At 32.9% G+C, this 13,677-nt stretch carries 15 protein-coding genes and 2 pseudogenes; 15 read left to right on the forward strand and 2 right to left on the reverse strand.

Annotated elements, in window-relative coordinates; translation table 11 throughout:
- Positions 1-438: 438 nt before the first annotated feature.
- The 6 genes from AN161_RS22455 (at position 439) to AN161_RS22480 (ending at position 5,686) form a co-directional block, all read left to right on the forward strand.
- Positions 439-1,152 (forward strand): YukJ family protein, encoded by a 714-nt coding sequence (locus AN161_RS22455; RefSeq protein ID WP_053596555.1) that lies wholly within the window; start codon positions 439-441, stop codon positions 1,150-1,152.
- Positions 1,153-2,053: 901 nt separating this feature from the next.
- Positions 2,054-2,773, forward strand: a complete 720-nt coding sequence (locus AN161_RS22460) for an N-acetylmuramoyl-L-alanine amidase (RefSeq protein ID WP_053596556.1) — start codon at positions 2,054-2,056, stop codon at positions 2,771-2,773.
- A 366-nt stretch (positions 2,774-3,139) separates the two neighbouring features.
- The gene (locus tag AN161_RS22465) at positions 3,140-3,433 is read left to right on the forward strand and encodes a hypothetical protein (protein ID WP_053596557.1); all 294 of its coding nucleotides are present in this window, start codon (positions 3,140-3,142) and stop codon (positions 3,431-3,433) included.
- 108 nt (positions 3,434-3,541) lie between these two features.
- A complete protein-coding gene (locus tag AN161_RS22470) occupies positions 3,542-4,030 on the forward strand; it encodes an NADAR family protein (protein ID WP_053596558.1) in 489 nt (162 codons plus the stop codon).
- Positions 4,031-4,420: 390 nt separating this feature from the next.
- Positions 4,421-4,957: a site-specific integrase gene (locus tag AN161_RS22475; protein WP_053596559.1), complete on the forward strand. Its 537-nt coding sequence runs from the start codon at positions 4,421-4,423 to the stop codon at positions 4,955-4,957.
- Between the two features lie 177 nt (positions 4,958-5,134).
- Complete coding sequence (locus AN161_RS22480) at positions 5,135-5,686, forward strand: hypothetical protein (protein ID WP_053596560.1); 552 nt, start codon at positions 5,135-5,137, stop codon at positions 5,684-5,686.
- Positions 5,687-6,091: 405 nt separating this feature from the next.
- Here AN161_RS22480 and AN161_RS27860 read toward each other — a convergent pair whose 3' ends face one another.
- Positions 6,092-6,211, reverse strand: coding sequence for a YjcZ family sporulation protein (locus tag AN161_RS27860; protein ID WP_075807327.1), 120 nt, complete (start codon positions 6,209-6,211; stop codon positions 6,092-6,094).
- Positions 6,212-6,426: 215 nt separating this feature from the next.
- Between AN161_RS27860 and AN161_RS29140 the strand changes: the two genes are divergently transcribed.
- The 9 genes and pseudogenes from AN161_RS29140 (at position 6,427) to AN161_RS22525 (ending at position 12,151) form a co-directional block, all read left to right on the forward strand.
- Positions 6,427-6,672 carry a hypothetical protein gene (locus AN161_RS29140; protein WP_053596561.1) on the forward strand — a complete coding sequence of 82 codons (246 nt, stop codon included), beginning with the start codon at positions 6,427-6,429 and terminating at the stop codon, positions 6,670-6,672.
- Positions 6,673-6,706: 34 nt separating this feature from the next.
- Positions 6,707-7,036 (forward strand): annotated as a pseudogene (locus AN161_RS29145) (DnaB-like helicase C-terminal domain-containing protein); the annotation flags it as partial.
- Entirely contained in the window at positions 7,033-7,527 is a 495-nt protein-coding gene (locus AN161_RS22495; RefSeq protein WP_053596562.1) for a hypothetical protein, read from the forward strand. The pseudogene AN161_RS29145 and the gene AN161_RS22495, both read left to right, overlap by 4 nt.
- Positions 7,520-7,639: a BH0509 family protein gene (locus tag AN161_RS29150; RefSeq protein ID WP_143115039.1), complete on the forward strand. Its 120-nt coding sequence runs from the start codon at positions 7,520-7,522 to the stop codon at positions 7,637-7,639. Before AN161_RS22495 ends, AN161_RS29150 begins: the two co-directional genes overlap by 8 nt.
- A gap of 442 nt (positions 7,640-8,081) precedes the next feature.
- Positions 8,082-8,279, forward strand: coding sequence for an XtrA/YqaO family protein (locus AN161_RS22500; protein ID WP_053596563.1), 198 nt, complete (start codon positions 8,082-8,084; stop codon positions 8,277-8,279).
- A 576-nt stretch (positions 8,280-8,855) separates the two neighbouring features.
- Positions 8,856-9,710, forward strand: a complete 855-nt coding sequence (locus AN161_RS22505; protein WP_053596564.1) for a YrzE family protein — start codon at positions 8,856-8,858, stop codon at positions 9,708-9,710.
- 139 nt (positions 9,711-9,849) lie between these two features.
- A pseudogene (locus AN161_RS28320) lies at positions 9,850-10,395 on the forward strand (site-specific integrase).
- 209 nt (positions 10,396-10,604) lie between these two features.
- Complete coding sequence (locus tag AN161_RS22520) at positions 10,605-10,955, forward strand: sigma factor-like helix-turn-helix DNA-binding protein (protein ID WP_053596567.1); 351 nt, start codon at positions 10,605-10,607, stop codon at positions 10,953-10,955.
- Positions 10,956-11,155: 200 nt separating this feature from the next.
- Positions 11,156-12,151 (forward strand): hypothetical protein, encoded by a 996-nt coding sequence (locus AN161_RS22525; RefSeq protein ID WP_053596568.1) that lies wholly within the window; start codon positions 11,156-11,158, stop codon positions 12,149-12,151.
- 659 nt (positions 12,152-12,810) lie between these two features.
- On the opposite strand, the gene AN161_RS22535 is transcribed toward AN161_RS22525, so the two are convergent.
- Positions 12,811-13,557, reverse strand: a complete 747-nt coding sequence (locus AN161_RS22535; protein ID WP_053596570.1) for a 3'-5' exonuclease — start codon at positions 13,555-13,557, stop codon at positions 12,811-12,813.
- Positions 13,558-13,677 lie beyond the last annotated feature (120 nt).

Here is a 13,677-nt window from a genome sequence, read left to right on the forward strand (position 1 = left end):
ATTATAGAGTGTCAATTTCAAAACGTTTTAATAGGATATCCTTTTGCCATGTATCTATAAGTAACTTGAGTTCTATAATAAAACAATTTTTCTTCCATTTCGTCATTACCCGTCACTCCTTTCTTTTTTTGATTATTTACAATATACAATATAAACATATGTTCTATAAAGAAAAATCACTTCATTCCTCCCACATCTGAAGAAGTGGGCTTCCTGAAGCTCACTTCTATGAGTAAAAACAAATGAGTATTTTAGGGAGGTAACCATAAAAATGTCTGAAGAGACTAGGTACTTCCATACGTTAATCAAGCGAGATGAAGATATTAATTAATAGGTCACTTTTTGACTAACTTTTCATTTTGACAAAATTAATAGTAAAACCAGACACTAAGCGAGCTAAGAATGGAAAAAATCTATTAAATTGGAGGTTATAGTTCTATGCCCTTATTCAAGTACGGAGTGTTAAAAGGCAAAGTTGTTGACGTGAGACCTGTGGATTCATTTGACAAAACCCCTCATTACGAAGTGCATATTCGGGCAACAAAGAAGGACAAAAGCGAAGAGAATTATAGGATTGCGATCAATGTTGCCTCTAAGGTAAAGCCTTCAGAAGTCCTGTATTTTGTTAGTGAAGATTTTAACTCGAAGCATATAACAATTATTCCACATTACGAAGAAGGATTTACAGAGGTTACTAGTGAAAATCGTGAAATTGCATTAGATTATATTCGCGGTGGCTTATTTGATCCCCAAAAAATGATTCCTCTCCCTGCAACAAAGAACGGACTAGACAATGACTTAAATGAGAAAGTTAATAAATATATGCAAGAGGCTATGACTAAAAAAGCTACAGTTTACGCTTACGGAGAAAAATTTAAAAATGAAGATGTAAAAGATAAATATTTCGGTTTTTCTCCAGGCAGAGGCATACATGATATTCATATGAATCAAGGAAATAGTAGAGATTTTAGAAAAGACGACGGGATATGGCAAGATGGTGGCGTACTCATTCATTTTGAGGAAGAAAATAGATGGGTTGGTATATTCCTTGCATTCCAATCTCAATCTTGGTGTACAGATGACGAGGGACATGCTACTAAGCCAGTTAGTGTATGTAACCATACCAATAGAAAATCAGTAATAGAAATTTAATATTTACAAAAAGAATGGTGAAGAACTAGCTTATAATTATCTTGTTACAGCTGGATAAATTTATATTGCAAAGATGGGTGATGATGATTTAGCAATGTTGAATTAAATTATGTAAGCCCAGAAACTCAATTTAATTTTGAACTGCCCTCGTCAAGTAGACAGTGGAAATAACAAAACATGTATTAAGCGGCTTGAGCCCTGAATTCTAAAGGACTCAAGCCGTGATCAATCGCTTGTTTTAACTCTCCATATGAATCGTACTTATGTAAATAATACTTCTCACATTTCAGTGTGCCTCAAAATGATTCAATCGGTCCGTTATCAATACATCAAATTGAAGCGTTGAAACATGTGATTGTAGAATTATCTCTACTGGTTGGGGTGTTATGTAATATGTTCAATGATACTAGTGGGCTAATGATCGTATGGGGAGAGTTGATAGAAAAAGGAACGTATTAGCAATTTAAAAAAGGTTGTGCTGGGTTGTATAAATGGAGAAACAACATAACGAAAACAAGTAAACGCAGCATGAGCTAGCGTTATTTTTTATGCCTTTCACAGATAATTGTGCAGGGATTTTTTTTTGCAACTAATAAAATGAGGATGAGGAATATAAGTAAGATTGAATGGTTACAACGTTTTTTTAAATCAGATAGTTCAAAGTTAATGTATAGTTTAGTGCTAAATTTAAGTGCCAATACAATTGATTTCACAATAGGTTTGCTCAAAACTAAACCTAATAAAAAGGTAAAGTTCCGTAGTAGTGGAATCACTCGTAAATTAGTATTATTGATCATACTTGTTTAAATTCAATTCTGAATCGTTTTAAATTGACTGATGATAAGAGTATAGATCCATTTATTGATTTTTTCAAAAATGCGACGAGAGGGGAAATGAGAAAATGACTTATTTTATAGAAAAACGCTTAATGTCAGGATTGCCGAACGTAGCTTTAACTGCGATTAAATATGTTATTGCTCATGAATCTGGCAATCCGAATAATTATGGACCGAATGCTTTGGAAAACGAACTAGCTTTTATGAATCAAAATAAAGCCACTGCCTTTACTTCTCACTGGGTAGGCGGTGGTGGACGGATCGTGCAAGTTGCGCCAGTTAATCGTGTGCAATATGGTTGTGGTCCTATAGGTAATCCACTTAGCTATGCACAAGTAGAGTTGGCTCGAACGAATGACAAGGAACAATTTAAAAAGGATTATGCCGCTTACATTTGGTTACTAAGAGAACTTGCAAAAGAGGCTGGAATGCCTATTGTACTAGATAGTAGTGGCGATGGTATTAAGTCGCATCGTTGGATCGCAGATACTTTAGGCGGTACAACTCATAATGACCCATTTCCGTATTTACAAACCATGGGAATCACAGATGAACAATTCAAACTAGATATTAAAAATGGTTTGGATAAACAACAAACAGATAAGGATGATGACATAATGCAATTTACAAACGAAACTACAAAAGCAGCAGTACGTGATTACATCAAACAATCTGTAGATAAAAAGCTGATTGATAAGTCATGGCTAGATAAATTTGACCAAGGCACTATGACAGGCGGCGACTATGAAGGACTAAAAATCATCATTGCGCAACGTAGTAACTAACAGCAAAGCCTAGGAACTCAATTAATTTTGAGCCTAGGCTTTTTTGTGTTTCCGTTAAAATGTCTTAAATCGATCGTTTTTTATTGTTGAAGTATATTGAAAAAATTTAGGGTTTACTAGACCCTTACGCAAATCAATCATCCCTAATTGTCCCATTCTACTCAATAAAGGAACCATCCAACTACCACTTTGAGCACTTTGTAACTATTGTAAAGCCTAAACGATTCGCTTTGAATGACTTAACACAAGTCAATTCGGATGGACGAGAAGTAGATAATATTTGCTTTGAATGTTTGAAAGAGCAAATCGAAAATTACGTTATCTAATTACACAATGTGAGTATGAACGTTAGAAAGGAATGATTTTATGGAATTGAATGTTTATGGTTTAAAATGCGACAATCCTGTATGCGATTATCAAGATAATTCAATCAAACTTGAACAGTATGAGGACTATATAAATTATCCTTGCCCTAAGTGTAGTGCACCATTATTAACTCAAGCAGACTATGATACAACAATGGTAATTATCCAAGCTGAAAAATCAGCAGAAGAATTAGGCTTAAGTGACAATAACCTTAACCATGGAGAAAAATTTAAATTAAGAGTTGAGCTAGATGGTTCTGGGGTGCCTAAATTTGATATGAAACAGGTTGAATAGCTAAACATTCTGACGATATTAACTTATGTCCAAAGGATATGAGATGGGATATGTTTGACGTTATAGAAGATTAAATAATAGGAATCTATTAATAAAAAAGGAGATAATATGAAAGAAACTAAAGACTTTGTATTTTTCTGGGGAAAACAAGATGTATTTTCAAACTTTTATTACTCACCGTTTAAACATCAAGGACAGTTATTTAATTGGAGCGAACAAGCTGTTATGTATCGAAAAGCTAAACTATTTGGCGCAGATAAAATTGCTATGCAAATTATGAGAGCACAAACACCAGAAGAATGTAAGCAGTTAGGACGTAGTAGACAAATTCCATTTGATGATAAAGTTTGGCAAGAAAATCGAGAAAAAGTATATTTAGAAGTACTTTTTGATAAATTCTCAAATCCAAAATTAAAATCAATACTTTTGAAAACAGGAAGCAAGACATTAGCCGAAGCTAGTCCATTCGATAAGATATGGGGAATAGGTATTGACTGCAATCATCCAGATGCTACAAATCCTTCTAAATGGCGAGGTTTAAATTTATTAGGTAAAACACTTGAAAAAGTTAGAGAAACTGTAACTGAAATGGAGTGAGCAGTATGTTAGAAATTAGGGGATTAGTGAAAAATGTATTGATGGTAAAGAACATAACTAACTGGTGTTGATAAAGCACTATGGAATTTTTAAATTTTTCGTGACAGTTTAATAGCAGCCTTTACGGAAAATACCGGAGGCACTAACAAACAGGTGAATGGCCTGTTTGTTAGTGCCTCTTTTTATTTTATTAAAGGGGTGGAGGACATGAGGACATTACAAACAGAGTTGGAACAAAAAGGGATTAAGTAAAGAAGTTAAAGGGCAAGCGTCAAAAAGACGCCAACCTAAAAAGAAGATGAGTCAAAGAGAAATTGAAGGATTAATGGGAGTTAGACGCAGCACTTCAAAAGAGTAAATGGAGCATTTAGACAGAAAGGATGATTGTAAATGAAAGTTGTTCAGCCGATACGTGATCCAAAAAAGGTAAATGCAATGCTTCAGTATTTAAAAAGCATAAATGAAAGAGATTATATGTTGTTCTATATCGGTATAAGTGCTGGTCTTCGAATATCTGACATGCTACAGCTTCGAAAAGAAGATGTTCAATACGCTCATATAGATATCGTGGAAAAAAAGACAAACAAGCCAAAACGATTCACTTTTCCACCGTATATAAGGAAAGATGTTCAACGCTATATACAAGGTTTGAGTGAAGGTGAGTATCTATTTAAAAGTCGACAAGGGGACAATCGACCAATTGATAGATCGACAGCGTATCGAATCTTACGTAAAGCAGCAGAGGAATGTGGAATTAGAGAAATAGGGACACATACATTACGCAAAACATTTGGTTATCATTTCTATTTAAAGTCAAAAGACATAGTGGCATTACAAGCTTTATTCAATCACTCATCACCAGAAACAACATTGAGATATGTAGGAATCAACCAAGACGTATTGGATAAAGCAATAGACAATTTTTAACCAGATTGGGTGAGATGATTAATCAATTTCTTTTTTATTTATACAGTACAACATAAAAAAGAGTGGCGTGCACTCATATTGAAAAGTGGATTGAAGCATTGATAATACAGGGTTTGTGATAAAGGGCGAGTGCACCAGTCTATTTATTGAAGTGCGGTAGAGGGGGCAAAAGTAAGAATGACCATAGATGAAGCAAGAGAGCAGATAAAGAGGTTAGAAGACTATATTGAAATGGTTGAAGGATATGTTCCAGAAACGTTTGAACAACATGCTATTAAGCTTTATGTCTTGCATGAACATGTAGCAAGAGTAGCTAAAATGTTGAATGAATTAGGTTTTCGTATTGGTAAACGAAAAGTAATTGGAACGGACGTATTGGATATTTTAAGGGCCAAGCCAACAGATGAATTACACGAACTGGCAGTGAAGCTATTTAAACTAAACAAGAAAATGGTTAAGGGGCGAGTAAAAATGGAGATCATGAAGAACTATGCGGATTTATTATGCATTATAGATATTGTAAAAGCTGAAATTGAAATGCTTGAGGTTGATAAGGAATATTGGATTGGCAAGAATGAGCATTTACCATTTTCCTCAATAGGTGTAGCGAAGTATGGGCTTGATGTTGCATCACAGCGTACTGATCGCTTGAATGGACGTATAGCTTCACTTGAACAAAAGTTAGAACATTATCAAGCAATTGAAAAAGAGATTCGTGAAAACGTATAGAAGCTTGAAGGATTAGAATACAAAATAGCTAAGCTGCGTTTTATCGATGGTATGACATATCAAGAGATTGCCGATAAGTTAGGATATTCTTATGGCTATATTCGTAAGGTAGTGTCACAAGGTAACAAAGAGGTAACAACGACACTTGTCAAAGCGTGATATATTTACAGATGAAGAAACAGGCAATACCAACTAAATAGACGTTTGCGGAAACGTCAACACTGCAAAGCCACATCTATATGTTGTGGCTTTTTATTATGCCTTGAGAGGTTGAGCATGAAATTGAAAGAGGGAAATTTAAAAGGATCACCCGGAGGATAGTGACCCTTAATAATGATTTGGAGGTGTAAGGTTAAATTGGTATTACCTTACAATAGTTATGAGCATTATATGCGGTATTGGGTATTAATAACATCTATTCATAAAACTAGTGCCGACAATAATCAGAAGAATGAATAGAACAACGACTAAAGCGAATGGGTTTCGTTCGCGACGCTCTTCGCGAATTTCTCCGCAGTATCCCATAAAATATCCCTCCTTTCTATAATCTATAATATGTATAGTTTTCAAAAGGGATTGCGATATTTATCTTAGGGATGCGTTAGAAAAATGTTTAAAAATAAATATGTTAAAAATAGGTATACACTATCAAGAAAAAATAATAGATGTTAGCTAAGTTATATCCAATCGGGTATGGCTTTTTATTATGCATTTAACTATGAATTGTGGAGGGATGAACAATGGAACTTACAAAAGAAGAAAAGATTGTATTAATATCAATGGTTACTGATTGTTTAGGTGTTGAAGCACTTATCGAACTATGTGGAAAAGAAACTGTTAGCAAGCTTGATGTACTGTCAATTGATATGGTAGGTAATAGTACAACACCAAATAAGATGAATGAGATTGGCCCAAGTGTAGTAAAGAAATTAGTTAATAGTATCTTAGATGATGAACTACCAACACGATTGGAAGGTAGTGAGTAAGGTTGATTAAAGAAGCACGGAAACAAGAACTGATACAGGGCAAATATCATGGGATTTAAAGCAAATGGCAAAGGAGTTTAACTGCCCTGTAATTTGTTTATCCCAGCTCAATCGAAGTGTGGAACAACGTCAGGACAAGCGGCCTGTGATGAGTGACTTACGAGATTCAGGCAATATTGAACAAGATGCTGATGTCATAGCATTTTTATATCGTGACGATTACTACTCCAAGGAGTCCGAAAGTAAAAATATTTTGGAATTCATTATCGCTAAACATCGAAATGGACCAACTGGCACAGTTTCCACAGCCTATATAAAAGACACAGGTCGTCTATCAAATATTTCTTGGGGAACTATGAAATGAGTGAATTAATCACAGTAAAGGAGATATTGGAATATGCTACAGAGTTTGAATTGTACCGCCTTGCACATCGAGTATTTTGGGCTGTATCTACACAACGAATTAATCTAGCAGATGATTCTAATAAATTGGTAGAAGTAATCTATGATGAAGTTGCTGTTCGTGAAATGACGAATCGTAACGTGCTTGGAATTGGCCGCATTAAGTTATATGTCGTAGAAAGCTTTGCACAATATGCTTTTTACTTTGCTAACAATCCACTTGAGGTCAGCATGCTACATCGTGAGAAATTTGGTGAAGTGACAGGAGCAGTCACTGAAGCACATCGACTATTGACAAAGGTGATGTATTTTGCCGATTTGGATATTCAAATTTCATTGATTGAGCACCGCAAAACTATTGTACAATTTCCCGCTTATCTTGGACATGCAGCTGCAGGGCAATATATTTTGCATCGTCTAGATCAGCATAAAGGGGTGAGAGGTATTGTCTAAGCAAGAACGTGAAGAAATTATTGCCATTATCATGCTGCGTAAAAATTATGCGGAGGAAATGCTACGAAATATGTCGGACGAGCAGCTAATAAAGACGTTGGATGAGTTGTAATTTTTGAAGGGGAGGAACAGGTAAATGAAATTTAGAAAATGGTTATTGTTGTCTCTGGAGCATCGTTTAGTGATTATCAGAAATGCCATTAAAACTAAAAATGTTTTTAAGAGAAAAATCTAACTTCAGGAAATGATGGATAATGTAAATATTTATGAAATCATTGGCGTTTCTTTTGATCCTGTATACATGGTGCCACCAACTTAGTGATAATGAAGAAATTCTTATCGATAAATATACGATTCGGAAAACAGATAAATTTTATGAAATTGAAAATGGAGACTTGCATGAATGCTTTAGGGAAAAAGAGGGGTGCTATCAATTTCTAAGCAATTTGATCATGAACAATTAAAAAAACTATGGCGGCAACCATAGCTCTTCAATAACAAAGGCTTTTCCCTTGTTAGCAGTATAACCATTATAGCATAAGGGGGAAGCTATTGTGCGTTTAAAACAACTAGAAATTTCAAATGACGGCATCCTACAAGTTGACATCATGGAATTACCAGAAAATTGCGTCAACGTACTTTCTGATGGCATCGCTAAATTCACTGAGCTTCCGGCGCAAGCTAAAACTAAGATCGTTACTTATCAAGGGAAGGTAAAACGGGTTGAGTTTGATGAAGGTGAGGAGTTTTGAAGTTAAATATTGGTCTTGATGGGAACATTTATATTGATATAATAGAATTAACCGGAATTTATGAATGGTTCTTAAAAAATATTATATAAGTAGACGGATTTTCTAAATTTTATTTCATAGGTTAGATATGGATTATTCGGAATGAGAGGTGAAGAGTTTTGATAATAGCGCTGAAATCAATTACGATAAAATAGAAGAAGGTATCTCTACTTGAGTTCAGCTAAGGTATAGGGAAGACAATAAGATAATTGATAAAATAGTAATATGTGTAGGAAAACATTTAAAATTATGGTCGCAAAGTAAAGGGTTCAAACATTATAATCGTGAAGTGGAAATTAAAGAGTTTACCAAACATGAATACTATGGAATTAAGGCAAAGGTGAAATTTTTAGATAATAATAGAGTAGGACTTATAGAATTAGATAATTTAAGAAATCTATAGTTACCAATTACCGGAAGAATAGTAATAGGTTTCAGCTAAAGTATCACTTGATTGACACATAATTATTATATTGTCACAAGGGAAAATCAATGCTGTTTATTCGGAATAGGTAAAATAGACGAGGGAGAGAAATTTTGAAAGTAAGAACTTATTTTAAAGAGGTTTTAATATTTATTTTATTAATGATAATAACTACATTAATTTTAGGGATACTAAATTCTGCTTTTAGCTTTAATGATAGTATTATAAGTCCAGTTGCAACTTTTTTAGGGGCTCTTTCAGGAGCGGCAATTACAGGAGGGATTGCAATTAAAGTAGCTCAGGATCAAAATATGAATCAAAATATGCTATTTGAAGAACAGGTTAAAAAAAGAGAAGAAGAACTTCAAAGTGAAAAAAGGAGTATAGAGTTTAATAAGAATTATAACCAAATAGTGGTTCTTTTTTACATTGAAAAGGATCTTATTATTATGATGCAAGAATGTATTAAATTAAATAAACAATATAGACAAGTAATACAAAATGATAATTTATATCAAACCGTGTCTAAAGTGAAATTTTCTGATGGTAAATATTGGATGGATATTGATAAAATTATTGATGTTGATTTACGTATTAAACTACAAATGTTTAGAGAACAATATGATTCCTTAGTAAATTTGCATCGAAAAAGTACTATAGAATATCAAGACGAGTTAGAATTAGTAAGCATTGAGATAGAAAAATTATTACATTTAGAGAAAGATAATAAAATAACAAAAGAAGAAAGAGTGCATTTAAAGCAGAAGCAGCTTAAGAAACTAAATTTAGAGGCAGATTGGGAATACTATTATCAAGAAAAGCAATATGCTTGGAATGCTTTTTCAGATTTAGCTCATTACGAATTTGGAGAAGATTTAAGAAAGAGAGTTAGAGGAGAATTAGAAAAAAGTTGTGATTTTTGTGGAGTTGAGGAACCAATTGATTTATCACAATTTATAAATTATTAAGTATATCTGTAAAAAGTTCTACCAGCTATCTGGAGGACAACAATGGATAGTAGCAACAACTTGCTACTATCCATTGTTGTCCTCCTTTTTATTTCTCATGAAAAAGTGCTTATAAGAATCAACGAAGGAAGAATAATGAATGAATTTTGTACAACCAATACGTGATCCAGAATACATTAGAGTAATCAAAAAATATTTGTTTGATTGGAACTACCGTAATTACATGCTGTTTGTTGTTGGGATTAACAGTGGTCTTCGTATTTCTGACATCTTGCAGCTAAAAGTTTCAGATACCCAGAAGCCATACTTTAGTATTGTTGAAAAAAAGACTAAAAAGGCCAGACGTATCGAAATGACACCACAATTAAAACGAGAGATAAAGCAATAAGTTGAGGGCAAGGATGAGCGTGAATATTTGTTTAGTAGTCGAGAAGGAGTTAATAAACCAATCAGCCGAAGCACAGCATACAAAATATTAAATAAAGCAGCATCAGATGTTGGACTGGAAGAAAATATAGGCACTCATACTTTAAGGAAAACATTTGGCTATCATTTTTACAAACAGACAAAGGATGTAGCACTTTTACAGGAAATATTGAATCATTCATCACCGAAAATTACGTTGCGTTATATCGGCATTAATCAAGATCAAATGGACAAGGCGATGAAGGACTTTAGAATTTAACTATTCTATTTAGTTCCCTTTAATAAGATGGTGAGGAATTGAATTTTAAGAAATGGCTAAAAGTGTTGTAATAACTAGCTCTAAAGTTATGTGTTGAGTTCAACACAATATACATTGAAGTGAACTGAAAGGGGCCAAATGGTGATGGAAATTATGAAGAATTATGCGGATTTATTACGCATTATCGATATAGTAAAAGCTGAGATTGAATGTTGGAGATAGACAAGGAGTATTGGATAGGTAAGGATGAGCAGTTACCATTCTTTTCAACTGGTGCTAGTAAGTACGGACTTGATGTTGCATCTCAGCGAGTAGATCGTTTGAACAGACGTATTACGTCACTTGAAATTAAGCTTGAGCATTACCAGGCAATTGAAAAAGAAATTCGAGAGAACATAGAGAAGCTAGAAGGATTGGAATATAAAATTGCTAAATTGCGTTTTATTGATGGCATGACCTATCAGGAGATTGCTGATGAGTTAAAGTATTCATATGGTTATATTCGGAAAGTAGTGTCACAAGGTAACAAAGAGGTAACAATAAGACTTGTCAAACAGTGATATATTTATAGATGAAGAAAAAGGGAAGCGCACGGAAATGCGCTATAAACTAATTGTCTTACAATAATAAGCACGTTCGCTTGTACGTGTGTTTCGCAAACAAGCATTGTGACTGCTTCAAAAGGAGCAGTCTTTTACTATTCCATTTATATTAAAATTAATGTATGATTTTGTTATTATTTGTTTATAAAGGAGTATTTATGGGGGATATAGTAAATGTTGAAATTAGAGCTTGGTGGTTATTAATAATACCATTATTATTAATATTTTCTCTTTTTATTATTGCAATGGTTATGAAAAATCCAGCTAATGAAAAAGAGAAAAATATAGAAGAAAAAGAGAAAACATTAACTAGTTGGATTGAAAAGAAAGATATTTTATATTGGTTGTTAATAATGTGTCTAGGAGCAATCAGTATATTTACTTATCAATATAGTGGCGATAAAAATGTAATTAGCCATTGGGGATTTGCGGGTACTATTGTATCTATAATTTTAGCGGTTCTTGCAATCATATATACTTATTATCAAAGTGCTACAACAGTGGATTCAACTAAAAGACTTGAAAAATCTGCAAAAAAGGTTGAGAAAGTATCAACCAGAGTTGAAGTAGCTACAAAAGAACTTGAAAATAATAATTTAAATGAAATAATTAGTGATTTAGAAAAACGACTGTCTAGCCTTCTTTTGGAAATGAGTCATGGGATACAAGAAAAGCTAACTGCAAATTTTGAACCATTAAAGGTCTTTATGAATTTAAATAAAACTGTTTATTCTCTTGATAGTGGCATCGATATTCTAAATAAAGAAGAATGGGAAAAGTATTTAAACAACGTAATTATGGACGATCTGGAACCTGCAGGAATAACTTTACTTTATTCTTATTTTTTGTATGAAAATAAGTTGAAATATACAGATAAAGATACAAAAAAATGGTTAATTTTTACGCTTAGATCCGAGGGTGTTTCTGATGATGAACTTGAAATGTTTTGGGGTACAATTAGAGGTCAAATGAGGTTATTCTCTTCTTTGAATGTATTTACTTATTATAGATCTGAAAAAAATGATGATGAAGATGGCGTCTTAACTTATTATAATGAGAATGTGAAAAATATAATTAAAAACATTATAGAAAAAAATGGTGAACATTATAAGTGGGTTATAGAAGATTTAAAATTGAAATTTAATGTTAAATGAAAATCATTGGTGATGTAGTTAATATTGATGGTAATTACAGGACCGTGACTGAAAGAGCTTTTACATACAGTCCAAGAAGTATCATAGTTACAATCTATTTAGAAGAAATATAATCAGGATTTTCAAAGTCACACTCATTATGAGTTGTGGCTTTTTATTATGCTTCATATTTCTAGTAGTAACAGATTATTACGTTAGCATTATGGTTAGTGTAGAAGGCGGTGAAATAGATGAGTGTGAAAAACAAAGCAAAATATTTTAATATGGTTACAGTTATATCTATGTTAGTATCAACTTTCTTTTTTATAAAGATTGTCCTAAGAGAAGGAATTGAACAAGTTCATTATTTAACAACAATATTATATGTAGTAGCTATCATAGTGTCGATTATAAGCATTGTAGTACATTGGAAAAATAAACAGGTCATTAAGCGAAATGAAGGTCACGTCTAACCAGGTGTGACTTTTTATTATGCCTTGGTGGGTGGAGCAATACATTACCTGAAGCTAAACAGATTGCTGAACGTGCTATTTTAGAAGGTAAATTAAGCTATCCTACAATTCGAGGTACAACTAAATAATTGAAAAGCCCAGGTACTCAATTAATTTTGAGCCTGGGCATTTTTTAGTTGCAAATACAAGGCTACTCTTTTAAATGACCTAATTTTTAACTAAGTTTTCTTCATAACAATATTTATACAATTCAGCAGTTACATAGCAATCGTGTAGTGCATCGTGTGATTTTAAATGATTCAATTTTAAGAAACTTTTCAATGTAGCCAATTTGTGATTTTTCGTAAAGTCAATATATTTACGAGAAAGTGATAACGTGTCAATAACTCGATATTTTACATAAGATAATTTTTTCATATTATTAATATTTGTAAGTAAAAATTTCATATCAAAAGGAGCATTGTGAGCTACAATTGTTTCACCTTCTAAAAACTCCACTAATTCATATATCTTATCGAATATATAAGGAGCGTCCTCTACATCTTCATTTGTAATTCCAGTGATACGCGTTATCTTTGCTGGTATATTCTCAATCGGATTTATGTAAGTGAAAAATTCATCTACCTTTTCAAAGTTGCGATATTTAACTGCTGCTATTTGAATAATAGAACTTTCCTCTGGATCAAGTCCAGTAGTTTCAAAATCAAGTACTGTAAAATCAACAACGAATTTTCTTGTCTTTGTGTACTTTAAGTATTCTTTACTATCATTTATACGTTTTGGCTCATTAAATTCAGCCCTTAATGTAAGTGTGGAAGGCTCATTCATTCTTAGTTTTATAGAACCAAGTTCATTTTCTTCCTGTACTTTAATTTCCTCTTTAGGTTCTTGTTTTTCAACAGATTTATTAATAATTGGTTGTTTTTTAGAAAATAATTTTTTTAACCAATTCATGTTAACAACCTCCTCTTATATTACATTTTAGGTAATAAAGGAACGGTGTTTGTCAATATAGTTGTCGCATTTAGTTACTTTAGTATTTTGAAAGATTGGATGAATCCCCATGTTCAGTCA

This window comes from Lysinibacillus sp. FJAT-14222, assembly GCF_001278875.1.
Taxonomy (GTDB): domain Bacteria; phylum Bacillota; class Bacilli; order Bacillales_A; family Planococcaceae; genus Lysinibacillus; species Lysinibacillus agricola.